Genomic DNA, 22,252 nt, shown 5'->3' with positions numbered 1-22,252 from the left:
ACCCAAAACAAACTAAGAACCTAAAAACAATTAGATCCACTGGGTTTAAGGCTCAAAAAAACAATCAACTCAAGGCTGCTTTTTTCTTAGACCATACGATTAAAATGGAGACATCCGTTGGATTGACTCCTGGAATTCTTGAAGCTTGCCCAAAAGTCAACGGTCTTATCTTTAGAAGTTTTTCCCTTGCCTCTTGTTTTAACCCTGGAATTTTTTCATAATCGATATTTGCAGGAATCAAGGTTTCTTCTAGTTTATGACTCTTCAAAATCGATTCTTTTTCCCGAGCGATATACCCCGCATATTTAATTTCACATTCAATATGCAAAGCCACTTCTTTGGGAACTTTTTGAAACTCCTCTGGAAGGTCCTTCCATGAGAATTCCGGCCGCTTCAGCAAATCTTCACAACTCATCCCATTATATCGATATTTTCTTATTTTCTGAAAAGTCTCATCAATAAGCCTCTTTTTTTCCTCTAAACGTATTGCTCTGGTCTTAGATACCAATCCAATTTCATAACCTATTTCAGTAAGACGCAAATCGGCATTATCCTGGCGAAGCAACAGCCGATGCTCAGCTCTTGAAGTAAAGATCCTATAGGGTTCTCTGATGGGCTTGGTTGTTAAATCATCAATTAATACCCCTATGTAGGCTTGATCCCTTCCCAAGACTAATGGGGGCCGATTTTGGATCTTTCTTGCTGCATTGATCCCTGCAAGTAATCCTTGAGCGGCTGCTTCTTCATAGCCTGTTGTTCCATTAATCTGACCAGCAAGAAAGAGTCCTGAAATGTTCTTTGTTTCCAATGTTGGATAGATCTGAGTAGCGGGACAATAATCGTATTCAACGGCATATCCAGGTCTAATGATCTGGCATTTTTCTAAACCTGCAATGGTATGGATGAATTGGTCTTGCACTTCATATGGTAAACTAGTCGAACAGCCATTCACATAGTATTCTTCTGTATGTTTGCCTTCCGGTTCTAAAAAAATTTGATGCCGTTCTTTATCGGCAAAACGAACAATTTTATCTTCTATGGATGGGCAGTATCTTGGTCCAATGCCTTGAATTTCGCCACAATACAAAGGGGATTTATCTAGGTTTTCCTTGATGATTTCATGGGTTTTTGCATTGGTATAGGTTATGGCACAAGATAATTGTTCCACGTGGAACATTCCATCCTTCCATTGATTGAGTGTAAAAAGCCCTTCGGAGGCCATATCAATATCTGGTAACGCAAAAGAAAAATGAGGGGGAGGAAAGTCTCCAGGCTGCATGATACATTTAGAAAAATCGATGGTCTTTCCATTAATTCTTGGCGGTGTTCCTGTTTTTAATCGACCGACTTCAAATCCATATTTTTTTAGCATTTCAGAAAGACCGCTGGAGGACTCACCCATTCTGCCCCCCATCTTCTTGCTTCTGCCGACATGTAATAAGCCCTTCAAAAAAGTACCAGTGGTAATAATAACTGTTGAGCTATGGATGATTATTCCTAGTTCTGTGATAACCCCCTTGACTTTATCATCATTGACAAGAAGATCAGCAACCGAAGCTTGAAATAAATCTAATAAAGGGGTTCTTTCACATACCGCTTTTAGCCGAAACTGATAGGCTTTTTTATCACATTGGGCTCGAGGGGATTGGACACTATATCCTTTTCTCATATTGAGCATTCTAAACTGTATTCCCGTAAGATCTGTATTGATCGCCATTTCTCCACCAAGGGCATCAATTTCCCTGACCAGATGTCCCTTTCCTATTCCTCCAATCGACGGATTACAAGACATCTGGCCAATAGTATCAAGATTCATTGTCAAGAGCATGGTACGACAGCCCATGCGTGAAGCAGCCAAGGCGGCTTCGACTCCAGCATGCCCTGCTCCAACAACAATAACATCGTATGTTTTTGCGTATTTCATCTTTTTTTCTATGATCCCCTATTGATGAATCATTCACCCAAAGCAATCTACTTATTATCCCCTTCAAAGAAAATAGGCTACTACCAGATGACTCAGGATACTCTAATGATCTTTTGTGAAGGTTCAAGAAAGAGTTTACACTGCAGTATCTTCTTCATCATAAAAGAGATATTCATTTATCTCTAATAAAATATGCTTGTCTTTTATCCCCCTCCTTCACTATGAAATAATGAATATGACTAAAAACATGAAAAGAAAAGGGGTCGATACCATCAAAGAAGCGATTCCTGCTCTTTTTAGTACTGAAGCTGAAAAAGCTTTACTAGGATTAATGCTGACTAATCCTGAATTGGTTTTCGATCAGGTCAGGGAACGATTAACAGTCGAAGATTTCTATATTCCGGCTCATCGGATTCTGTTTGAAGCATTAAGTGAATTACACACAAAAAATATAGCTATTGATCTAACAACCGTTCACCAGTATCTAGTAGATCACCATCTGGATGAAAAAATCGGGGGGGCCGCTCTTCTTGCTGATTTAGTCGCTTCATTTGCCACCCATCTTAACCTCGAATCTTACATCAAAATACTCAAAGAAAAAAGTATTTTGCGTCGTCTCCATTCTGCAGCCTTAACTATCGTACAAAACATTTATGAAAATTCTCATTCTGTTTCCCAAGTCCTTGACCAAGCAGAAAAACAGATTTTTGAAATAACTGACCTTGCAGTGAGTCGTTCTACTGTCAAGGCATCTGTTGAGATCCAAAAAGCGATAGAACTCATCGATTGCTTTCATAAAAGAAAAGGTAGATTGTTTGGCATCCCTACTGGATTTCATCATTTGGATCAAATTACAACAGGATGGCAAAATGGAGATATGATTGTTTTAGCAGCCAGACCTGGAGTAGGGAAAACAGCCCTGGGGCTTACTTTTGCTTGTCGCGCTTTAAAAGAAAGATACGATCAAACCAAAGATCTCTGGATTAAACCTGGCTATTCAGTAGGATTTTTTAGCTTGGAAATGACGGCCGTACAGATCATGCTCAGACTATTAGCCGCCATAGGCAGTGAAAGTCTGCAGAAAATCCGACGAGGCGAACTAGAGCCAGCTAGCCTCGAGAAATTAAAAATGCTTGCTGATGATGCTAAAGAGTGGCCATTCTACATTGATGATTCTAGTGATTTAACCATTCATCAGCTGCGAGCCAAAGCAAGAAGAATGAAAAATCAGTTTGGCGTAGATCTCATTATCATTGATTACCTGCAGCTTTTACATTCGGATTCACAGCAAGCCAAAGAGAATAGACAGGTTGAGATTTCAGAAATATCTAGGGGCATTAAAGCTCTCGCCAAAGAACTTAATATTCCTATCATTGTTCTAGCTCAGTTAAATAGAAGAATGGAAGAGGGAAGAAGTGAACCAGCCCTTCATCATTTAAGAGAATCTGGGGCGATTGAACAAGATGCGGATGTAGTTATTCTTCTCCATAGACTTGAATCCGATTCAGTAACGGATGTGACCAAAATTCCCTACCTTATTCATGTTGCCAAACAAAGGAATGGACCAACAGATAAAATAGAAGTTTTATTTAATGCTCCCTATACACGCTTCGAAGATCCCTTGCGACACGAAATAGAGCATTCCTATGCTTAAAAGAAAGGAAAAAGCTTCCCCACCTAATTATGATTTGGAGAAGATAGCCATAAAAGCTATAGGCAGTGAGCTGCCTCAACTGAAGTCATTTCCAAAGGAAAGATTCTATTGGGCTAGTAGCCATTGCAAATTTAGAGACTTGTCCAGATCCATACTCATAAGCAATTCTTCCGGCTACCACAGCATTTTTAAAAGCCAAAGCCATCTGAAGAGGATCCTCAGCAATAGCAATAGCCGTATTAATAAGCACTCCATCAGCACCCATTTCCATGGCCAATGCCGCATGTGAAGGCTTTCCGATTCCAGCATCAATAATCACCGGCACACTTGCCTGTTCTATAATAATTTCAAGCTGTGATCGAGTTTCCAATCCTCTCATCGAACCAATCGGAGAGCCAAGAGGCATAACGGCAGCGGAGCCAACTTCTTCTAGTCTTTTTGCAAGCACTGGATCTGCATTAATATAAGGCAAGACAACAAAACCATCTTTAACTAACCGCTCTGTAGCCTTCAAAGTCTCAATCGGATCGGGCAACAAATACCGAGGGTCAGGGTGAATTTCAAGTTTTATCCATTTGGGCAAACCCGCTTTTTCAGCGATTTTTGCTATTCGTATCGCTTCTTCAGCATCCATTGCTCCACTCGTATTAATGACTATCAGATATTTTTCTGAATCAATGAAAGACAAGATGTCCTCTTCTTTTTTATGGGAACCTATTTCCACTCTTCTCAGAGCAACAGTCACAATTTGACTCCCACTAGCTTCCAAAGCTTGAGCCATTTGTAAATGAGAACCAAACTTTCCAGTCCCAATAAGAAGACGCGATTGAAAATGCTTGCCGGCAATGACAAAATCACTCTTTGTAGCTATACAATCCATGGTTTAATATGCAACATAAGAGCTTTATTGCAAAAGCTGATGTAAAAACCGAAGACTTTTTCATTCTACAAATTCAATTTTCAAATTCTGATCCACAACCCCAAGAGATTTTCCTCTTTGAATAAACTCAGAAACCGCTGCCCTCCCTTCTGGACCATAATCCAACGTCCTCTCATTAACATACATCCCTACAAATTCCTCGACCATTGAATCCTGACTGCCCCTATTAAACTTTCTTGCATAGCTGATAGCTTCCTCACGGTTTCCCAATGCCCACCGGATACTTTCTTTTACAATCGATTGCAGCTCTCTGCACCTATCCATTCCCAAGGAGCGCCGTATAGCATTCCCCCCCAGTGGTAATGGTAGTCCAGTATCCTTTTTCCACCACTTTCCCAAATCTTCACATAACACCAAGCCTTCCAATACATAAGAAAGCTGCCCTTCATGGATAATCAAGCCCACATCAGCAGATCCACTCTTGACCACATCAAATATTTTATCAAATGGACAAACGAAGAGATTTAATTCCGTTGGTTTTTTCTCAAAATATAGGGAGAGAACCAAACAGGCACTAGTATTCAAACCTGGTACTGCTATCTTTTTGTCCACCATTTCTTTCTTATCAAAGTATTGTTTTGCTATGAGTCTTGGTCCATAGCCTTCGCCCATACTTGCCCCACAAGACATAAGCAGATAGTTTTTTGCTACCTTACAATACGCATAGATGGACAAGGCTGTTAGGTCGATCTTTTCAGAAAAAGCCAAATTATTCAGTGTTTCAATGTCGACTATTAGCTCCTTAAACACATAGTTCTGAGTGGAGATTTTTTTCTTTGAAATGGCATAAAACATAAATGCATCGTCAGCATCCGGCGAATGACCTAAGGTAATTTCCATTAAGTTCATGTTAAATCCTTTTGAGAAAGTGATGTTAACATTGTTCATGCTTGCTTCAACAGAGAAATATAGAATAATTCTTAAATATGGATCTAAAAACAGCTATAATAACCAGCGAAAAATTTGCCCTGCATGCTCCCCCCTCTGGACATCCAGACGCTTCTAATCGTATCAGTTCTGTTCTTCCTAAACTCAAAGATGCATTTGGTGATTCCCTGCTATGGATAGAACCTTCGCCGGCCTCTTTAGAGTGGGTGTTAACCGTTCATACCCAAGAGTATGTGGAAAAAGTAAAAAAAACTCAGTTCGGTCCTATGGTTTTATTAGATTGGGGAGACACTTTTGCCCATGGTCCTTCCTTTGAGGTTGCTCTATTAGCTGTGGGTGCAGCTTTAGAAGCAGTAGATAAAGTGATTACTAAGCAAATAAAAAATGCCTTTTGCTTCGTAAGACCTCCCGGACACCATGCCCTTCCCAACTCAGCCATGGGTTTTTGCATATTTAATACCGTTGGAATTGCCGCTCGCTACGCAATAAAAAATTATGGGATAAAGAGAATTTTAATCTTAGACTGGGATGTGCATCATGGGAATGGGACGCAAGAGATTTTCTATGAAGATCCCCAAGTTTATTTTATTAGCTTGCACCAATTTCCATATTATCCTGGAACTGGAAAAGCAAGCGATATTGGGAAAGGGGCAGGAGAGGGCTATACAATGAATATATGCATGCATAGGGGAGCTACGGACAAAGAATATGAAGAAGCTTTTCATGCAAAAGTCCTCCCAGCTATTGATAGATACAAACCGGAAATCATTTTTATTTCTGCTGGTTTCGACGCACATAAAGACGATCCATTAGGGGAAATCTATCTTACTGAACAGGGGTATGAAACAATGACCCTACTTCTAAAAAATGCTGCACAAAAACATTGTGAAGGCAAAATAATTTCTGTTTTGGAAGGAGGATATAATACGGAAAGTCTCTATAACTCTATTAAGAGTCATTTAAAAGCTCTTTCATGCCCTTAGCTCTCTTGTATATCTACATACTATTTTATAGTCACACTTGTTCTATAACTTATTATTATTTTTCAATAGATTGAAGCTCATTCTCTGGTTTATTTATAAAAGCATCTCTTTTAGTATTTTGCTCACTTAAACTTTCCAAATAAAGAGTAATGGCCAGGGCATCTTTGTGACTCATTCGATAGGGAGGCATAGGAAGTCTGGAATAGCCGCCTCTAGGTAGTATACCTGTTTCCAGGTACTGTACCATATCTGACTCTTTCCATCCCTCAGGCAAACCAACTAGGGATCCAGCATACGAAGCCCATTCTTTTTGGCCCGATTGCTCCACCCATTGTAAAGGGGAACCTTGAAGCCATTTATCCATAATGAGCTGTCCATTGCTATCTCTTGGTGTATGGCACTCCGCACAAAGTGCCACTGCTTCCACCAAATACTTTCCATGTTGAATCATTTCTCCGGTCTTTGTAGTAGAGGTTTGTTTCAGGGGAGGAGGTTGAGACTGAAAAAGCTCTTCTTTAGATAGTGGAGCGAAATTGAGCTCTTCTTCCGCCCCCATTAATTGGCAAAGTATAAAGAGGCTTAGCAAACAAACCAAAACGATTTCCTTCACTGGTTTCAACCATTTGCTTGATTTTCCTATAAGTAGCAAGTCGTGTTGTTATCTCAAGTATAAATCAATTGGAATTATACTATGTTGGTTTTAATGTTCGTGGCAGTTAGTTTCTTGCAGCAGAGATCAAATCTATTTATTTGCTATTTTTTTTGAATATTTATGACGCTTGTGTCTCCTACAAGAGTTTTTTATTCATTTTTCTATATGGACTTATCCAAATGAGCAATACGCAAACCAAAGTTATCAGGTTTTAAAACTAAGATTTCACCAGGAATAGCCAACTTTAATAATTCTTCTTTTAAGGCTTGCACAACATTGGTTGGATTTTTATAAGCAAGGGACATCAACGTTGAGCCTGATCCACTCAAATAAAATCCCAAAGCACCAGCTTTTAAAGAAGTATCTCTGAGCTTTTCCCAAAAAGGAATAGCTGGAAGCCGATATGGCTCATGAAAATAATCGACAAACAATCCCGAAAGAGCTTCATATTTCTTTTGAAAAAAGCAAATTGCCATTAAAGTGGCACGTTGCAGATTCTGGATGGCTTCCTTTAATTTAATTTTAGTAGGCAGGATGCTTCTTGATAACTCCGTGGGTATTTCGATTTGAGGCACAATTGCAACGAAAAAAAGCTTACTTTCAATCCGACATCGTAAAATTTTGGCTGGGCCACATATGGTAAAACCTCCAAAGAGAGCCGGGGTAACATTATCTGGATGCCCTTCGAGTTGCGAAGCGATCTCAAGAAGTTCTTCTCTGTTTAAAGGATTGCTTGAGAGCGCATTCAAACCAGCCAAGATACCTAAACGGATGGATGCACTACTTCCAAGCCCACGAGCTTGAGGAATGTGTGATTTTAGAGACCATTTAAAGGGGATGGCAGCAGATTGAATTTTCTTTTCAAAAGCCTTAACTGTTTCAAAAACCATTGGATGGTATGGGTCAGGGGAAGAAAAAGAATCGTCGATGGCTTCAATAATAAATTCATTATAGAGACTAAGAGCTGCTCCGAAGGTATCAAAACCAGGACCAAAATTTGTGGTGGTCGCAGGGACTTTGACGAACCATCGTTTTTTTTGATTAGTTGCTCTCACTGAAAGCATCCGTCAAAATGACTTAAGAAGAACTTTTCGTGTTAGCCAGTGGCTTTATTGGCCAAAGCCTAACATAAAGATATCCAAATATAGCCCCAGCCAAATGGGCAGTATGGGAAGAGCCAGTTGGAATGTCAAAGACAAGGCAAATAGCTTCAAAAATGACGAATATAAGCACAACGACTTGAATGGAAAGAAAAAAGGTAGGGTTAAAAATAAACCGATTTGATTGAATATCATAATGGAAAGTCAAAAATCTTATCCATATTTCTTGAAGACAAAAAGCAAAAGCGAGCAAAAAGGAAAATACCACGCCACTGGCTCCTATCAAACCTGGCTCATGCATGGGCCCTCCAAAAAAATACCACCCCAATCCTCCAGCAATGGCTCCACCAACAAAAAGAAGCGCCAGCCTGAAATGCCCAAGAACTTTCTCAAGTTGGTTTCCAAGAAAATAAATGGCTATGGCATTGGTTAGAAGATGGAGTGGTTCGAGTTCATCATGGAGAAAGGCATAGGTGAAAAATTCCCAAATCTTGCCATGGGCGACGCCTTCTGTTGTCAAAGCAAAAGAAGATCTAAACCAAGTGGAGCCAAAAATGAACAAAAAGGTGATCTGAATAAAATAAACAATAAAAAGGAAGGTGACTAAAGCTTGAGTCAACCAAGGCAACGTCTTGAAAAAATCATTGGAAGAAAAGTCTTTCAATAAAACCATCTTATCTTTTTTCATTGTATTTTTCGTTTCGGTAAAAAACGCATTTTGTATTTGTGACTTTCAAACAAAATTAATGGTTTTTCTAAGATGACTGTTAAAAAGGCAAAAATCAACTGCTTTCAGATAGAATCTCTTGTAGTTTCAGCAATTTGATCAAAGAATATCCATGGAAATATCTACAGCTGGAGCACTATGTGTAAGAAGCCCAAGGGAGACAAAATCAACTCCTAATCGAGCCACTGCTTGTAACTTTTCTAAATTGACTCTTCCAGATACTTCAACTAGAGCCTTATGATTTATAATTTTTATCGCTTCTGAAATCTGATTAAGCTCCATATTGTCAAGCATTATTATATCTGGGGATAAAGTACAAATACAGCAGAGTTCCTCTAAAGTTTTAGTTTCAATTTCTATTCTGACTAATGGCTTGTGTTGCCGGATGGTAGTGATCTTTTTTTGCAACCATTCAAGCCAGCTTTCTCCCATCTTTCTTCTTATAAGACTTAAATGGTTATCTTTAATAAGAACGTGCTCACTAAGAGAATATCTATGATTTGCTCCTCCCCCACACAAGACAGCGTATTTCTGTAAGAACCGAAGGCCAGGAAGAGTTTTTCGTGTATCAAGAATTTTTGTCTTTGATTCTCGAAGAACCTCAACAAAACGATATGTCAATGTGGCAATGCCGCAAAGATGAGACAAAAAATTTAGAGCCACTCTTTCTCCCATCAAAATTGCTTGAGCATTCCCACTAATTTCAATAATGGGAGTGTTTTTTTCTACTTTTTGACCATCGATAAAAAAAGAAACGCAATGAAGAGAAGAATCGATATAAGAAAATACCTGACAAGCCACTTCAAGACCACTTAACACTGCCTCTTCTCGGACAATGATATGCGCCTTTGCTTTTTCATTTCTAGGTATTAAGAGAGAGGAAGTTAAATCCCCATTTTCAATATCTTCTTCTAAAGAACGTTTGATGACTTCTTTTAGAAGAAAATCTGGAAGAGAATAAATTGGAAAATTTTTGTTTTCCATTTTCTTATTAATTAATTATTAAAAGGATTAATTTATTCATTTATAGAGTGGAAGGCAAAATAGAAATGACTTTTAGTAGTCTAGGAAAATATGGTAATTATTAATATTTTTTTTTAATTTATTAATTCTAAGAAATTACTATCCTTGAAAATGCTTTGAAATAGCCACAGCCAAAAAGATAAAGGCAAAAAAGACAAGAATAAAATTTTTTCTTTGTTTCTTTTTGTTAAAATTTATTCAAATACAAGCTAAGTTTACAACAAAATATGCTCTTTGGGAAAATAAAATCGATTCCGCTTCCTCAAATTGTTAGAATAATAGGGGAAAAAAGCGGTGTTTTAGAAATAAAATCCCCAGAAAATAATCTCTATAGCTTTCGCTTTGCAAGACGGCTATTTTTAGGTGCCAAAAAACAAGATAATCCAATTGGGGATACCTTTGCACTCAAATCGATGCTTCTGGAATTATCCCAAAAAGAAGAGAGTTTTTTTATTTTTAAGGAAGTAGAACTACAAGAAGATGATGTTTCTTTTTCCCTGCCAGCCGTGCAGCTTATCATCGCCTCTTTGCATTCTCTTCGGACAATGTATCAAAAGAATCTGCCTATTTTTTTTCCAGATCCAGAAACTGTTTTTCTTTCCACAGGCAATGACCCAAGTTGGATAGGCAGTGAATTTTTTTCTTTTTGGATAGAAGCGGAACCCTTTTTTGCCAAAGGCACTAGTGCAAAGGAATTAGCCAAAAATCTTCCCATCGAGCTCGAAGACATCTTATTTCATATCTATACTTTACGACTGTTGAACATGATCAAGACAGCAAGCAAAAAAAGGACTTTTTATTTACCTATTTCCGATCAATCTGATTTAAACAGCATTGAATCCCACCATACTAATATACATCTTGGTTCTGATTCTGCTGCGATAGGCTCCAAACCGCCACCTCTCCCTTCCGAATCTTCGACTACTGCTATCCAAATTTATCAATCTGATCAACAAGATATTAAAAAAGGGTTGCTCCGGAGACTGATTTATGGTTTTAAAAACTTCTTTAGAAAGATGTATGAATAACCACAAAAATCAGAATATAAAAATTTTTGTAACGGGTCCATCTGGAGCTGGAAAAACTACTTTTATTCGTTCCATAAGCCAGTCCGAAGTTTTAACAACCGATGTTCCTTGTACAAACGCAAAAGGGAAAAAAGAAACCACAGTGGCCATGGATTATGGATCCCTCAATCTGGATAGATATGCGATACATCTATTTGGATCTCCAGGGCAAGATCGTTTCGATTTTACATGGGATATCCTCAGGCAGGGTGCCTTAGGGGTCATTATGCTTGTAGGAGGGCATGATCCTGAACAACTGCCTTTATTGAAAAAAATGCATGACAAATTCCTAACGGAATTAACCATTCCCTATATTTTAGGAGTAACCCATCAAGATCTTGCTGAAGTCTGGACACCTGCCGAGGTTGCAGACTACCTTGAAATTGATCCTTTTCTCTGTGTAGGAATTAATGCTTTAGATGAAAATAGTGCCACCGATGTTCTTGTCAGATTGTTTGAGATCATCGAAAAAGAAATAGAAGGATAAAGTAAGGGGCCTATCGTTAAATTCCTTTTTATCTTGTTGAGAAATCATGAAGTTGGATTAAAAAATATTCATCTATTTTTCTTGATCTATGCCAAGAAGACAATTATGAAAGTTTTAATTTTATTTTAATTTTAACCATATAAAAAAGGAGACTGAAACAATGTCGATATCAGAGGAGTTAAATATCGTATTAGGGGGACTGCGGAGTGCTGTCCCAGAAATTACCGCAGCATTAATTGCAACCACTGATGGACTTCCTGTAGCTCATTCTCTAAGCTCAGGCGATCCTAATCGACTCTCTGCAATGGCAGCAACAGCCTTAGGTTTAGGAAAACGAATTTGTGAAACGTATGGAGGTGGGGAATTCAAGGAAAACACGGTATCGGGATCAGAAGGACAAATGTTTATTTATTCCGCTGGCGGCAAAGCGGTTCTTGGTGTGATTACAAAAACCGGTGGGAATGTTGGACTCATTCATCTAGAAGCAAGGGATGCTGCAAGCAAAATTGCTACTATTCTTAATCGTGGCATGTAAATGAACCATAGCGGATATTATTAAAATTTTTGCTTGACTTTAAATTGCACTTATATAAAAAACAACCAATGATTTTTTGGGCTACTGAATCACTGTCTGAGGGCAAAGTGGAGCCTCTCGTGCAGCCTGCGGCAGAAACCTTATTTTGGATAGGTTTTTTGCCTGTTACTAGTTCTATGATCCAAACTTGGATAGTTATGGGGGTGATATTTTTACTTATTCGTCTAGGTACTTTGAGATTATCCCTCATTCCAAGCGGTCTTCAAAACGCCATAGAAGCTGCTGTAGAGGGTTTGGAAAAGCTCACAAGAGGGTTGCTTGAGCCAAAAGTAGCCGATTGGGCCTTCCCACTGGTTGCGACATATTTTATCTTCATAGTGTTTTCTAATATAACTGATTTAATCCCTGGAGTGGGCAGCATCGGTTTTGGAGAAAAAGACCCTTCTAGACAGCTTCCATTTGCTATAAAACATACCTCCGTTCCCATATTCAGGCCTCCGACCTCGGACGCGAATATGACGACAGCTATGGCTTTAATATTCTTTGTTATGAGCACCTATTGGGCATTTCGTTACCATCATGGGATTAAAGGAGTGCTCCATCATATATTTGGTGTAAAGGGTGGGTTTAAGGGCTGGATTGTAATTCCATTGGCCGTTCTGTTTACTGCCGTTGGGTTTATGGAAATTATCTCCATTCTCATACGTCCTGTAGCCTTAGCCATGCGGCTCTATGGAAATATCTATGGGGGAGAGACAGTTCTGCATATGATGACTGGAATATTATGGGGGCTGCCAGCGGTTCCTTTTTATTTTTTTGAATTCATGGTAGCTATCATTCAGGCATTAATCTTTACTTTGCTTTCTATTGTTTTTACAGGAACTCTTTGCTCTCATTTTGGAGAAGTAGAGTCAAAGGAAGGATAGGGAAGGCAGGGATAATAAGCTTCGTAGGGTATGGTATTATTGATTGAAGCCCTCTTAAAAACTTTACAATGACAAACCCATGAAGCAGATAATTGTTTTCATGTGATTGTCATAGGATATAAAAATCATTACAGAAAACTTCAACATAATGAATTAAACATAAGGGAGATTAAAAATGTTGTTCTTAGCTCAAATGGTAACTGGAAATGTAGCCATAGGGTTGGCTGCTTTAGGTGGTGCTGTGGGAGTAGGTCTTGCTGCATTAGGAGCAGCAGGAGCCATAGGTAGAAATCCGGGATCTTTTGGTCTCGTATTTACTACGGCTTTGCTTGGAATGGCCTTATCTGAAGGATTAGCCATATTGGTCTTTTTCGTGGTTGGAAAGTAAACCGGCTATTGTATGGAAAACACTTTACATCAGCTTGGGATTGAGTGGAATAAGCTCATTGCTCAGATTATTAATTTTGTCATCGTGCTGTGGGTACTAAATCGGTTTGCCTTTCGACCCGTACTAAAAATACTGGAACAAAGGAGAGAAAAAATAGCTGAAAGTCTGCAAAATGCAGAAAAAATCAAACAAGAATTAGCCGCAGCAGAAGAAGCAAGAAAGGAAATCTTGCGTAAAGCAAATGAGCAAGCAGCCATGATTGTTGCTGAAGCACAAAAAGCTGCAGCGTATCAGGGAGAGAAAAAAATTCTAGAGGCAATTGAAGAAGCAAAGAGAATCCTTAAAAAAGCCGAAGAGACCGCTCGACTAGAAAGGGAAAAGGCTAAGGAAGAGATTCGAAGGGAAATTTTAAACCTCGTCATCGACATTAGTTCAAAAGTTATTGGTAAAACCCTTACAGCGGAAGATCAAGAACGATTAAAAAATGAGGTTCTCAGCAAAATCCCTCAGAGAGGGGAAGAGAATATTTTTTCTCGCAATTAATGGCTAAAGCGTTGCTTTGTTATGAAAAAATGAAATGAAAATCAGTAGAGAAGCAAAACGACAAGCAAAAGCCCTTTTTAGGTTTTGTCAAAACAATGGTTCTATTGATGAGGAAAAACTTAAAGAGATCCTAAACAAACTAGCGCAGGAAAAGCCTCGGCACTATCTTGAGATTCTCGAATGGCTAAAACAATTACTTGCTAATGAAGTAGCAAAAAAAACCTATGTGGTTCAAAGTTCCTCCGAACTTCCAGATCAAGGGAAATCTATTTTTGAAAAGTTAGAGAAAACTTTTGGACCTGCTTTAGAAAAAAAATACGAGATTTGTCCAGAATTAATTGGTGGTATTAGAATTCAAGTAGGCTGTGATGTATGGGATGGATCTATTGCATATAAATTGAAAAATATCGAGACGCTATTGAATAAATAATTTGGTGTTGTGGAATAATATCTGGAAGCTATTTTTAAAAAGGAGATTTACATATGGATATTCCCTTACTCCAAGAAATAGAGGAAAAAATATCAGAACTTAAATTTGAAATAGGGAAAACAAATGTTGGGATCGTTAGGGAAATTGGCGATGGGGTCGTAAAAATTGAGGGTCTTAGTGATGCCGGGATGAATGAAGTTATAGAATTTCCCCAACGGTTGGATGAATTTAGACAGCCAATAAAAGCACTTTGTTTGAATTTAGAAGAAACAGAAGTTGGTGGTGTCGTTCTTGGAAACTACCTAGCAATTCGCGAGGGAGATGAAGTACGAACCACTGGCCAGCTACTTCGGGTTCCAGTCGGAAAAGAACTTTTAGGAAGAGTGATCAATCCCCTTGGCCAACCACTAGATGGCAGAGGGCCAATCTTGGCAAACACAACCTATCCTATGGAAAGAATAGCTCCTGGGATTATCAAGCGCAGGAGTGTCAATCAACCAGTACAAACGGGAATTATTGCTATCGATGCAATGATTCCCATTGGTAGGGGCCAAAGAGAGCTTATCATTGGAGATCGGTCTACTGGAAAGACGACCATCGCCATTGACACTATTATTAATCAAGCACGTCTGAACAAAGCCTATGAAAAGGAGAAAAACTATAGGCCATTGTATAGCATCTATGTTGCTATAGGGCAGAAAAATTCAAATATATCTAGAGTTATTGATACATTAGAAAAATATGGTGCGCTTGCCTATTCTATTGTTGTCGTTGCTGCCGCTTCAGATCCTGTGACCTTACAATACCTCGCGCCATTTGCAGGGACAGCTATTGGGGAATGGTTTATGGAAAATGGCATGGATGCCTTAATTGTATATGATGATTTATCGAAGCATGCGGCCGCATATAGGCAAATTTCGCTAGTTTTAAAACGCCCCTCAGGAAGAGAAGCCTATCCGGGCGATATATTCTATCTACATTCAAGGTTACTAGAAAGATCCGCTAGACTGAATGAAGCAAACGGAGGGGGAAGTCTAACAGCTTTGCCAATTATTGAAACGCAGGCTGGGGACGTCTCTGCCTATATCCCCACAAATGTCATTTCCATTACAGACGGACAAATTTATTTGGAGACTGATCTGTTTTATCAAGGGATTCGGCCTGCTATTAATGTCGGACTATCCGTATCACGTGTTGGCTCTTCGGCACAAATAAAGGCGGTCAAGCAGGTTGCTGGGAAAATAAAACTCGAACTGGCTCAATTTAGGGAACTTGCCGCTTTCGCTCAATTTGCAACGGATTTAGATCCTGCAACGAAAGCTAAGTTAGATCGGGGAAGTCGCATCGTAGAAGTCTTTAAACAGTCTCAATATTCACCCGTTGCGGTCGAATTGCAGGTAGCTGTTTTATGGGCAGTTCAAAATGGATATTTTGATAAGATTCCCTTAGATAAAATCAAGCAGACACAGACAAGCCTTGTGGATTATCTGGAGAGCAGAGAGCCAAACATTTTGGAATCAATAAAGGCTAAAAAGGCTCTGGACGACGATATAATCCAATCCCTTCGGAGGGCCCTTGACAATTTCTTTCAAAGTCTAGTGGAATAAGCAACTTGACTAGTTTTATATGGCTACAACTAGGGAAATACGTAGACGAATCAGGTCGATTAAAAATACCGCACAAATCACCAAGGCAATGCAAATGGTGGCGGCATCCAAAATGCGGAAAGCGCAGCAAAGAGCCATAGAAGGAAGGCCTTATCAAAACCTTTTTCAAGAAATTGTTCAAAGCCTTATTCCTCAGGCTGGTCAACTAAGGCATCCTTTGCTTCAAGCACGGCCTATACAAAAAGAAGCTGTTTTTGTCATAGGAACCGATAAAGGGTTATGTGGTCCATTGAATACAAATTTGTTGCGTGAAATTCAGAAGCGCCACAATCCAAACCATCGTTATGTAAGTATGGGCAAAAAGGTAAGAAATTATCTGGCTTTGCTGAAGGGCAATCAAGGAGAAAACCTTCTTTTAGCGGATTTTGAGCTTAAAGATAATCTTTCCTTTCGGGAAGCTAAGAGAATTGGCAATTTCCTGATAGAAAAATATCTAAATAAAGAAATCGATGCCATCTCGATTGCCTATTCCCATTTTGTTAATCCTTTAGTACAACATCCTATCTACCGACGTATTGCCCCAATCAGTCAAGTAGAGTTAACGAAAAAAGACAATACCCAAGAGACCGCTCCAGAAAACTTTGTCCCTTTTAACTTTGAGCCCTCTCCAGAAGAACTTCTGGATAATATTTTGCCCTTTTATATCCATTTGGAAATCTATCAATCTATACTTGATAATTTGGCTTCGGAGCATAGCGCCAGAATGGTTGCTATGAAAAGTGCAACAGAAAATGCTAAAAGCTTATTACAAGATTTATCCTTAGAATATAACAAAGCTAGACAGGAATCGATTACAAAAGAAATTTTAGAAATTTCAACAGCACACTATGCGATTGGATAATAGAATCATTAAGAACAAGAAGCGATGAAAAAAGGAAAGGTCGTTCAAATTATCGGTCCAGTAGTAGATGTGGAATTTTCAGATACAGAGGTTCCACCCATCTATAATGCATTAAAGATCAATTATCAAAAGGAAGGACAACCAACCACCTTGATATTAGAGGTGCAACAACACCTTGGGGATGGTTGGGTGAGAACCATTGCGATGTCAAGCACTGATGGCTTAAAAAGAGGAATGGAGGTGGAGGATACAGGAAATTTTATATCGGTGCCAGTAGGCCCTCAAGTTTTAGGAAGAATCTTTAATGTCCTTGGGGAACCTATTGACGAAAAAGGAGAGGTGCGAGCAGAAAAACGACTTCCTATCCATAGGCCAGCTCCATCCTTATTGGACCAAGACATCAAAGCCACTATTCTTGAAACTGGTATTAAAGTTATTGATTTGATCTGTCCGTTCCTCAGAGGAGGAAAGGTTGGGGCTTTTGGAGGAGCTGGCGTGGGCAAGACGGTGGTTATAATGGAGCTCATCAACAATATTGCAAAAGCCCATGGAGGATTTTCTGTGTTTTCTGGGGTTGGAGAACGTACCCGCGAGGGTAACGATCTTTATAATGAAATGGCTGAAGCCAAAGTGATTTATCTGGAGGATCTATCGAAATCAAAAGTAGCCTTAGTGTATGGACAGATGAATGAGCCACCAGGAGCAAGATTAAGGGTAGGGCTTTCTGGTCTCACTATGGCTGAATATTTTAGAGATGAGATGAAACAGGACGTTTTGTTATTCATCGATAACATATTTCGCTTTTCTCAAGCAGGCTCTGAAGTGTCAGCCCTTCTTGGCCGAACTCCCAGTGCAGTAGGTTATCAACCCACATTGGCATCAGAGATGGGCGCTCTGCAGGAAAGAATTACCTCGACGCGGCAAGGATCTATTACTTCGTTTCAAGCCGTTTATGTTCCCGCTGATGACCTCACAGATCCTGCTCCAGCAAATACCTTTGCGCATTTGGATTCGACAATTGTTCTTGAAAGATCGATAGCCGAACAAGGCATTTACCCAGCGGTAGATCCTTTAGCTTCCACTTCAAAGGCACTGGCACCAGAGATAGTTGGGCAAGAGCATTACGAAGTGGCTAGAGGGGTCCAACGGGTTCTTCAAAGATACAAAGATTTACAGGATATTATTGCTATTTTAGGAATGGATGAGCTTTCTGCTGAAGATAAACTAACGGTCTATAGGGCTAGAAAGATTCAACGTTTTCTAAGCCAACCATTTCATGTGGCTGAAGTTTTTACAGGTATTAAAGGACAGTATGTACCTATTAGCGAAACAATCCGAGGATTCAAAGAAATTCTAGAAGGTAAGCATGATGATGTCCCTGAAGGCAATTTCTATATGAAAGGAACTATTGATCAAATTAGATCTTGATGTCCCATGAGCTTTACTTTGCAACTAGTTACTCCTGAAGGGGTGACATTATCAGAGGAAGTCGAACAAGTTACATTACCTGGTATCGATGGGGAAATGGGTATATACGCAAATCATGAGCCATTGATTACCCAAATTGTACCTGGGGAATTATCGTATACGAAAAATGGTGGTAAGAAATTTTACTTGGCAATTGGCGAGGGTTTTGTAAAGATAACGGCAAAAGATGTCTCGATTCTGGTCGATATGGCATTAAGGGAAGAAGAAATTGAGGAGAAAAAAGTCGAAGAAGCTATAGCTCGTGCCCAGGCTGCTATAAAACAAAAGCTACTTGGAGAAGAGGAACTAGCAGCTACGCAGGCCATGCTACTGAAGTCAATGGCTCAACTTAAAGTCAAAAGACGAAGGCATGGCACCGGAGCCCCACCGATAACACCTAGCTAAGTATTGTTGGCATGGGATAAAAACCAACTTTCAGTTGCTTGAAGCTTTTCTTCTTTCATCTTTTTTATCTATAGATGATTATTCCTCAGCGCATTGAAATCGTGGGAAATTATTTAGCCATCCAGTGGAATGACCTCTCAGAATCTTTAATTGCTTTTGAAAAACTAAGAAAAAACTGTCCTTGCGCTTTATGTCAAGGGGAAAGCACCCTTTTGACTAAGGCAAAAGCTCCAAAGCTTGCTTTTGGACCCAAAAGTATGGAACTGAAAGAAATACGGATGGTTGGCAGTTATGCTTTACAATGTTTTTGGGGCGATGGACATCAAAGTGGCATTTATCCTTTTTCTCTACTTTTAGAACTTGGCAAAGAAAAGGAGTAAAAAAGCTAAGCCATGCAAAAGCTGCTAACAAGGAAGCATAAGCAAAACAATCCATTTGCGGAATCCTTGAAATCTATTCCAGAGGTCGTTCTTTGTGGAATTTCTGGTGGCGTCGATTCTATAGTTCTCTTACACAGCTTGGTTGAGGCTGGGAAAAAACCCATTGTACTTCACTTCGAACATGGCTGGAGAAAAGACGAAGCATTAGATTCAAAACTCGTTGAGGAATTATCGAAAGAACTAAACATAGAGTTTATAAAAAAAAAATCTGAAAAGAGTTTTCCGAAAACAGAAGCGGTAGCCAGAGAAGAGCGTTTTAGATTTTTTATTGATACAGCTCAAAAAAAGAACTGTTATAATCTAGTATTAGCGCATCATGCAGATGATCAAGTAGAAACATTTTTGATGCAACTACTACGCGGCACGGGCTCTAAAGGATGGGGAATGGATAAAATAAGTTCTTTTGGAAAATTAACCATATATAGGCCTTTTCTAGATTTCTGGAAAGCAGACATTATAGCTTTTGCCAAAAAAAACCAATATTGTTGGAGAGAAGATGAAACCAACGACAATGCGCTCTTTTTAAGGAACAAAATTCGCAAAGAATTAATACCGTTTTTAGAAAACAGATTTTCTAAGTCAGTAAAAAAGTCTCTTTGGAAATTTTGTGAAATATTAAGAGAAGAGAAAAAGTGGCTTATCCAGCTCACTCAAGAAATAGCCAGTGGTCCATCGCTTCGCTTTTCCGATCTAGAGAAAGCACCGATTGGAAAACAAAGGTTAGCGATTGGACTATGGCTTAAAAAAAGAGGAGTAGCAGATATCAGTTTTGAAGACATTGAATCGATAAGGAAAATGATTGAGAAAAAGGACAAGAAAAAATGTAATTTAAGTAGAAATTTAGCCGTTATTTTTAAAAACGACGAATTTGTTTTGACGCACCAATGAAGGAAAATCCTCCCGTTTTAGAACCCATAAGAATCAACCGGTATCTTGCATCTTGTGGCCTAGGATCAAGAAGAAGTTGTGAAGCCTTTATCCGTTCTGGTCTTGTCAAGGTAAATGACAAAACAATTAGATCGCTATCATTCAAAATAAATCCGCAGGATAAAGTTGAGTTCAATGGTCAAATTCTGTCTCCCCTGAAAAAGGAGTATTTTATCTTCTACAAGCCTAGAGGATTCATATGCAGTAAGACAGGGCTCATTGGAGAAAGAACCATTTACCATCTCCTCCCTCCATCCTTTCAGAAATATTTCTATGTGGGCAGACTCGATAAGGACAGTGAAGGACTTATTCTTTTGACCAATGATGGTCTTCTGGCCAATAAAATACTGCATCCGAAATTTCACTTTCCTAAAACTTATCTAGTTAGTCTTGCTTCTCCTTTCGACGAAAACAGTAAAAAAGAATTGCTGAGGGGGATGTATATGGAGGGTAAAATCGCAAAAGTGCAAGAGGTTCAAATCAAAGAGAAAAACAGGTTAAAAATAGTCTTAACCCAAGGGATAAAGAGGCAAATCCGACACATGCTATCAATACTTGGCTATAAGGTCACCAGACTACAAAGAATATCCTTAGGGCCTTTAACTCCCAAAGGTCTTAATGTTGGTCAATACCGTCGATTAACTAAGAAAGAAATAGATTTGCTTTATGCAGCCATTGAAACTGCTTCTATAGCAAATAAAACACAATAGTATTTAAATTATGAATACTGACAAAGCCCTTTGGGGAGGACGCTTTCATGAAAAACCCTCCTCTTTATTTACTCGTTTTAGCCAATCAATAAGTTTTGATTGGCGATTATACCATCAAGATATCCAAGGCAGTATTGCTCATGCGCGAATGCTTGAAAAAATAGGAATTATTGACTCAAAAGAAAGCGAAGAAATTCAAAGTGCACTATCGGAAATATCCCATCAGATAGAGCAGGGACAGTTTCAATGGTCGATGGAGCATGAAGATGTTCATATGAACATTGAATACGCCCTTACTCAAAAAACAAAAGCTGGTTTAAAACTACATACGGCAAGGAGCAGAAATGACCAAATAGCTACAACCATGCGTATGTGGGTCAAAGAAGAAGCCCAAAAAATTTTCACTCTTCTCTGTCGACTCCAAGCCATACTGGTCCAATGGGCTGAAAAGCATGCAGACCTAGTTATTCCTGGCTACACCCATCTTCAGCGGGCTCAACCCGTTTCAATTGCTCATCAGATTCTTGCGTATGTCGAAATGCTCGAAAGAGATAAAGAAAAGTTTTTAGCCTGTTATAAAAGCGCGGATGTTTTAATTTTAGGCAGTGGTGCCTTGGCAGGAAGTAGCCTGCCCTTGGACAGAGAATATATAGCTAAGTTGTTGGGCTTTAGTAAGATATCAGAAAATTCAATGGATGGGGTCAGTGATCGCGACTTTGTTCTAGATTTTCTTTATGGAGGAGCATCCTTAGGAATCCATCTTTCGCGGTTTGCTGAAGATATGGTTCTTTGGTCCAGTAGTGAATTTGGCTTTTTAGAATTACCAGATTCCTTTTCCTCTGGTTCTAGTCTGATGCCTAATAAAAAAAATCCGGACACTTTTGAACTAATCCGTGGGAAATCAACACGGCTGATCGCTAATCTCAATAGATTATGCATCCTATTGAAATCGCTGCCCCTGACTTACAACAGAGATCTACAGGAGGATAAAGAACCTTTATTTGATTCTGCTGATACAATTGAAAGCAGTCTTGAAATTCTTATAGCCCTGATACCGGAACTAAAAATTAAGAGGGCTAATTGTTTGGAACGAGCAAAAGATCCCCTCCTATTTGCCACAGACATTACTGATTGGCTTGTGCAAAGGCAAATTCCCTTTAGGGAAGCTCATCATAAAATTGGTGAACTCATTGGTTATTGCGAAAAAAATTCTATTTTATTATCAGAGGCGCCAGAGTCAGTTTTATCTCGGATCCATCCGGATCTTCCTAAAGTTTGGAAAGAGTTTTTTGATCCACAAAAATCTTTGGATAGAAAAAAAACAATCGGGGCCCCTAACCCAAGTTCTGTCAGGCAAAGGATTGCACATTGGAAAGAGCAGCTAAAAACGATAAATGCTTTCTAAATTGACATCCTCCCCATGCCTAAAGGCAGGGGATTCCTGGAGATAACTGACCAGATTTAGCCAGGGCAAGCTCTCCGATGAGGGTGTTGAGGTTTTGATAGACCCTGACACTCTCATCGGCCT

24 protein-coding genes are annotated in these 22,252 nt (G+C 39.2%); 17 read left to right on the top strand and 7 right to left on the bottom strand.

The window, feature by feature from the left end:
* Nucleotides 1–64 precede the first annotated feature (64 nt).
* Complete coding sequence (mnmG, locus tag A7Q09_RS01245) at nt 65–1,924, bottom strand: tRNA uridine-5-carboxymethylaminomethyl(34) synthesis enzyme MnmG (protein WP_134389512.1); 1,860 nt, start codon at nt 1,922–1,924, stop codon at nt 65–67.
* Between the two features lie 247 nt (nt 1,925–2,171).
* Between mnmG and dnaB the strand changes: the two genes are divergently transcribed.
* Nucleotides 2,172–3,578, top strand: coding sequence for a replicative DNA helicase (gene dnaB / locus A7Q09_RS01240; RefSeq protein WP_244228441.1), 1,407 nt, complete (start codon nt 2,172–2,174; stop codon nt 3,576–3,578).
* Nucleotides 3,579–3,663: 85 nt separating this feature from the next.
* On the opposite strand, the gene A7Q09_RS01235 is transcribed toward dnaB, so the two are convergent.
* Both A7Q09_RS01235 and A7Q09_RS01230 read right to left on the bottom strand, forming a co-directional pair.
* The gene (locus A7Q09_RS01235) at nt 3,664–4,458 is read right to left on the bottom strand and encodes a thiazole synthase (protein ID WP_134389511.1); all 795 of its coding nucleotides are present in this window, start codon (nt 4,456–4,458) and stop codon (nt 3,664–3,666) included.
* Between the two features lie 60 nt (nt 4,459–4,518).
* The gene (locus tag A7Q09_RS01230) at nt 4,519–5,367 is read right to left on the bottom strand and encodes an MqnA/MqnD/SBP family protein (protein WP_208526656.1); all 849 of its coding nucleotides are present in this window, start codon (nt 5,365–5,367) and stop codon (nt 4,519–4,521) included.
* A gap of 77 nt (nt 5,368–5,444) precedes the next feature.
* Here A7Q09_RS01230 and A7Q09_RS01225 point away from each other — a divergent pair, with 77 nt between their 5' ends.
* Nucleotides 5,445–6,389, top strand: a complete 945-nt coding sequence (locus tag A7Q09_RS01225) for a histone deacetylase (RefSeq protein WP_134389510.1) — start codon at nt 5,445–5,447, stop codon at nt 6,387–6,389.
* Nucleotides 6,390–6,444: 55 nt separating this feature from the next.
* Here A7Q09_RS01225 and A7Q09_RS01220 read toward each other — a convergent pair whose 3' ends face one another.
* From A7Q09_RS01220 to nadC, 4 genes are all read right to left on the bottom strand, one after another.
* Nucleotides 6,445–6,999 carry a cytochrome C gene (locus tag A7Q09_RS01220; RefSeq protein WP_134389509.1) on the bottom strand — a complete coding sequence of 185 codons (555 nt, stop codon included), beginning with the start codon at nt 6,997–6,999 and terminating at the stop codon, nt 6,445–6,447.
* Nucleotides 7,000–7,202: 203 nt separating this feature from the next.
* Nucleotides 7,203–8,105, bottom strand: coding sequence for a homoserine kinase (gene thrB, locus A7Q09_RS01215; protein ID WP_134389508.1), 903 nt, complete (start codon nt 8,103–8,105; stop codon nt 7,203–7,205).
* 13 nt (nt 8,106–8,118) lie between these two features.
* Nucleotides 8,119–8,829, bottom strand: coding sequence for a rhomboid family intramembrane serine protease (locus tag A7Q09_RS01210; RefSeq protein WP_134389507.1), 711 nt, complete (start codon nt 8,827–8,829; stop codon nt 8,119–8,121).
* A gap of 138 nt (nt 8,830–8,967) precedes the next feature.
* Nucleotides 8,968–9,852: a carboxylating nicotinate-nucleotide diphosphorylase gene (gene nadC / locus A7Q09_RS01205; protein ID WP_134389506.1), complete on the bottom strand. Its 885-nt coding sequence runs from the start codon at nt 9,850–9,852 to the stop codon at nt 8,968–8,970.
* Between the two features lie 266 nt (nt 9,853–10,118).
* On the opposite strand from nadC, the gene A7Q09_RS01200 reads away from it, so the two are divergent.
* The 15 genes from A7Q09_RS01200 (at nt 10,119) to argH (ending at nt 22,129) form a co-directional block, all read left to right on the top strand.
* A complete protein-coding gene (locus tag A7Q09_RS01200) occupies nt 10,119–10,919 on the top strand; it encodes a Fis family transcriptional regulator (protein WP_134389505.1) in 801 nt (266 codons plus the stop codon).
* Nucleotides 10,912–11,445 carry an ATP/GTP-binding protein gene (locus A7Q09_RS01195; RefSeq protein WP_244228440.1) on the top strand — a complete coding sequence of 178 codons (534 nt, stop codon included), beginning with the start codon at nt 10,912–10,914 and terminating at the stop codon, nt 11,443–11,445. The genes A7Q09_RS01200 and A7Q09_RS01195 overlap by 8 nt, the downstream gene beginning before the upstream one ends.
* A 160-nt stretch (nt 11,446–11,605) precedes the next feature.
* Nucleotides 11,606–11,980, top strand: a complete 375-nt coding sequence (locus tag A7Q09_RS01190) for a roadblock/LC7 domain-containing protein (protein ID WP_134389503.1) — start codon at nt 11,606–11,608, stop codon at nt 11,978–11,980.
* A gap of 68 nt (nt 11,981–12,048) precedes the next feature.
* Nucleotides 12,049–12,906 (top strand): F0F1 ATP synthase subunit A, encoded by an 858-nt coding sequence (gene atpB, locus A7Q09_RS01185; RefSeq protein WP_134389502.1) that lies wholly within the window; start codon nt 12,049–12,051, stop codon nt 12,904–12,906.
* A gap of 175 nt (nt 12,907–13,081) precedes the next feature.
* Nucleotides 13,082–13,294 (top strand): ATPase, encoded by a 213-nt coding sequence (locus tag A7Q09_RS01180; protein ID WP_009061820.1) that lies wholly within the window; start codon nt 13,082–13,084, stop codon nt 13,292–13,294.
* A 12-nt stretch (nt 13,295–13,306) separates the two neighbouring features.
* Nucleotides 13,307–13,837 carry a F0F1 ATP synthase subunit B gene (gene atpF / locus A7Q09_RS01175; protein ID WP_134389501.1) on the top strand — a complete coding sequence of 177 codons (531 nt, stop codon included), beginning with the start codon at nt 13,307–13,309 and terminating at the stop codon, nt 13,835–13,837.
* Between the two features lie 34 nt (nt 13,838–13,871).
* On the top strand, nt 13,872–14,267 hold the full coding sequence (locus tag A7Q09_RS01170; RefSeq protein ID WP_134389500.1) for a F0F1 ATP synthase subunit delta: 396 nt from the start codon (nt 13,872–13,874) through the stop codon (nt 14,265–14,267).
* A 53-nt stretch (nt 14,268–14,320) separates the two neighbouring features.
* On the top strand, nt 14,321–15,874 hold the full coding sequence (gene atpA, locus A7Q09_RS01165; RefSeq protein ID WP_134389499.1) for a F0F1 ATP synthase subunit alpha: 1,554 nt from the start codon (nt 14,321–14,323) through the stop codon (nt 15,872–15,874).
* Between the two features lie 19 nt (nt 15,875–15,893).
* Complete coding sequence (atpG, locus tag A7Q09_RS01160; protein WP_134389498.1) at nt 15,894–16,775, top strand: ATP synthase F1 subunit gamma; 882 nt, start codon at nt 15,894–15,896, stop codon at nt 16,773–16,775.
* Between the two features lie 24 nt (nt 16,776–16,799).
* Complete coding sequence (atpD, locus tag A7Q09_RS01155) at nt 16,800–18,203, top strand: F0F1 ATP synthase subunit beta (RefSeq protein ID WP_134389497.1); 1,404 nt, start codon at nt 16,800–16,802, stop codon at nt 18,201–18,203.
* 6 nt (nt 18,204–18,209) lie between these two features.
* On the top strand, nt 18,210–18,647 hold the full coding sequence (gene atpC / locus A7Q09_RS01150; protein ID WP_134389496.1) for an ATP synthase F1 subunit epsilon: 438 nt from the start codon (nt 18,210–18,212) through the stop codon (nt 18,645–18,647).
* A gap of 74 nt (nt 18,648–18,721) precedes the next feature.
* The gene (locus A7Q09_RS01145; RefSeq protein WP_134389495.1) at nt 18,722–19,027 is read left to right on the top strand and encodes a DUF971 domain-containing protein; all 306 of its coding nucleotides are present in this window, start codon (nt 18,722–18,724) and stop codon (nt 19,025–19,027) included.
* Nucleotides 19,028–19,039: 12 nt separating this feature from the next.
* Nucleotides 19,040–19,975, top strand: a complete 936-nt coding sequence (gene tilS, locus A7Q09_RS01140) for a tRNA lysidine(34) synthetase TilS (protein ID WP_134389494.1) — start codon at nt 19,040–19,042, stop codon at nt 19,973–19,975.
* Nucleotides 19,972–20,724: a pseudouridine synthase gene (locus A7Q09_RS01135; RefSeq protein ID WP_134389493.1), complete on the top strand. Its 753-nt coding sequence runs from the start codon at nt 19,972–19,974 to the stop codon at nt 20,722–20,724. The genes tilS and A7Q09_RS01135 overlap by 4 nt, the downstream gene beginning before the upstream one ends.
* 10 nt (nt 20,725–20,734) lie before the next feature.
* A complete protein-coding gene (gene argH, locus A7Q09_RS01130; RefSeq protein ID WP_134389492.1) occupies nt 20,735–22,129 on the top strand; it encodes an argininosuccinate lyase in 1,395 nt (464 codons plus the stop codon).
* Nucleotides 22,130–22,252 lie beyond the last annotated feature (123 nt).

The organism is Methylacidiphilum sp. Yel (genome assembly GCF_004421185.1).
Taxonomy (GTDB): domain Bacteria; phylum Verrucomicrobiota; class Verrucomicrobiia; order Methylacidiphilales; family Methylacidiphilaceae; genus Methylacidiphilum.
This window is presented reverse-complemented; position numbering and strand designations above follow the sequence as displayed.

Bases quoted from the DNA above. Each gene is read 5' to 3' on its own strand.
- A7Q09_RS01135 (WP_134389493.1), top strand. From the start codon at position 19,972: ATGAAGGAAAATCCTCCCGTTTTAGAACCCATAAGAATCAACCGGTAT.
- atpC (WP_134389496.1), top strand. From the start codon at position 18,210: ATGAGCTTTACTTTGCAACTAGTTACTCCTGAAGGGGTGACATTATCA.
- A7Q09_RS01180 (WP_009061820.1), top strand. From the start codon at position 13,082: ATGTTGTTCTTAGCTCAAATGGTAACTGGAAATGTAGCCATAGGGTTG.
- A7Q09_RS01190 (WP_134389503.1), top strand. From the start codon at position 11,606: ATGTCGATATCAGAGGAGTTAAATATCGTATTAGGGGGACTGCGGAGT.
- A7Q09_RS01170 (WP_134389500.1), top strand. From the start codon at position 13,872: ATGAAAATCAGTAGAGAAGCAAAACGACAAGCAAAAGCCCTTTTTAGG.
- A7Q09_RS01210 (WP_134389507.1), bottom strand. From the start codon at position 8,829: ATGAAAAAAGATAAGATGGTTTTATTGAAAGACTTTTCTTCCAATGAT.
- atpD (WP_134389497.1), top strand. From the start codon at position 16,800: ATGAAAAAAGGAAAGGTCGTTCAAATTATCGGTCCAGTAGTAGATGTG.
- atpG (WP_134389498.1), top strand. From the start codon at position 15,894: ATGGCTACAACTAGGGAAATACGTAGACGAATCAGGTCGATTAAAAAT.
- thrB (WP_134389508.1), bottom strand. From the start codon at position 8,105: ATGCTTTCAGTGAGAGCAACTAATCAAAAAAAACGATGGTTCGTCAAA.
- atpB (WP_134389502.1), top strand. From the start codon at position 12,049: ATGATTTTTTGGGCTACTGAATCACTGTCTGAGGGCAAAGTGGAGCCT.
- atpF (WP_134389501.1), top strand. From the start codon at position 13,307: ATGGAAAACACTTTACATCAGCTTGGGATTGAGTGGAATAAGCTCATT.
- dnaB (WP_244228441.1), top strand. From the start codon at position 2,172: ATGAAAAGAAAAGGGGTCGATACCATCAAAGAAGCGATTCCTGCTCTT.
- A7Q09_RS01230 (WP_208526656.1), bottom strand. From the start codon at position 5,367: ATGAACTTAATGGAAATTACCTTAGGTCATTCGCCGGATGCTGACGAT.
- tilS (WP_134389494.1), top strand. From the start codon at position 19,040: ATGCAAAAGCTGCTAACAAGGAAGCATAAGCAAAACAATCCATTTGCG.
- nadC (WP_134389506.1), bottom strand. From the start codon at position 9,852: ATGGAAAACAAAAATTTTCCAATTTATTCTCTTCCAGATTTTCTTCTA.
- argH (WP_134389492.1), top strand. From the start codon at position 20,735: ATGAATACTGACAAAGCCCTTTGGGGAGGACGCTTTCATGAAAAACCC.
- mnmG (WP_134389512.1), bottom strand. From the start codon at position 1,924: ATGAAATACGCAAAAACATACGATGTTATTGTTGTTGGAGCAGGGCAT.
- A7Q09_RS01200 (WP_134389505.1), top strand. From the start codon at position 10,119: ATGCTCTTTGGGAAAATAAAATCGATTCCGCTTCCTCAAATTGTTAGA.
- A7Q09_RS01195 (WP_244228440.1), top strand. From the start codon at position 10,912: ATGAATAACCACAAAAATCAGAATATAAAAATTTTTGTAACGGGTCCA.
- atpA (WP_134389499.1), top strand. From the start codon at position 14,321: ATGGATATTCCCTTACTCCAAGAAATAGAGGAAAAAATATCAGAACTT.
- A7Q09_RS01225 (WP_134389510.1), top strand. From the start codon at position 5,445: ATGGATCTAAAAACAGCTATAATAACCAGCGAAAAATTTGCCCTGCAT.
- A7Q09_RS01235 (WP_134389511.1), bottom strand. From the start codon at position 4,458: ATGGATTGTATAGCTACAAAGAGTGATTTTGTCATTGCCGGCAAGCAT.
- A7Q09_RS01145 (WP_134389495.1), top strand. From the start codon at position 18,722: ATGATTATTCCTCAGCGCATTGAAATCGTGGGAAATTATTTAGCCATC.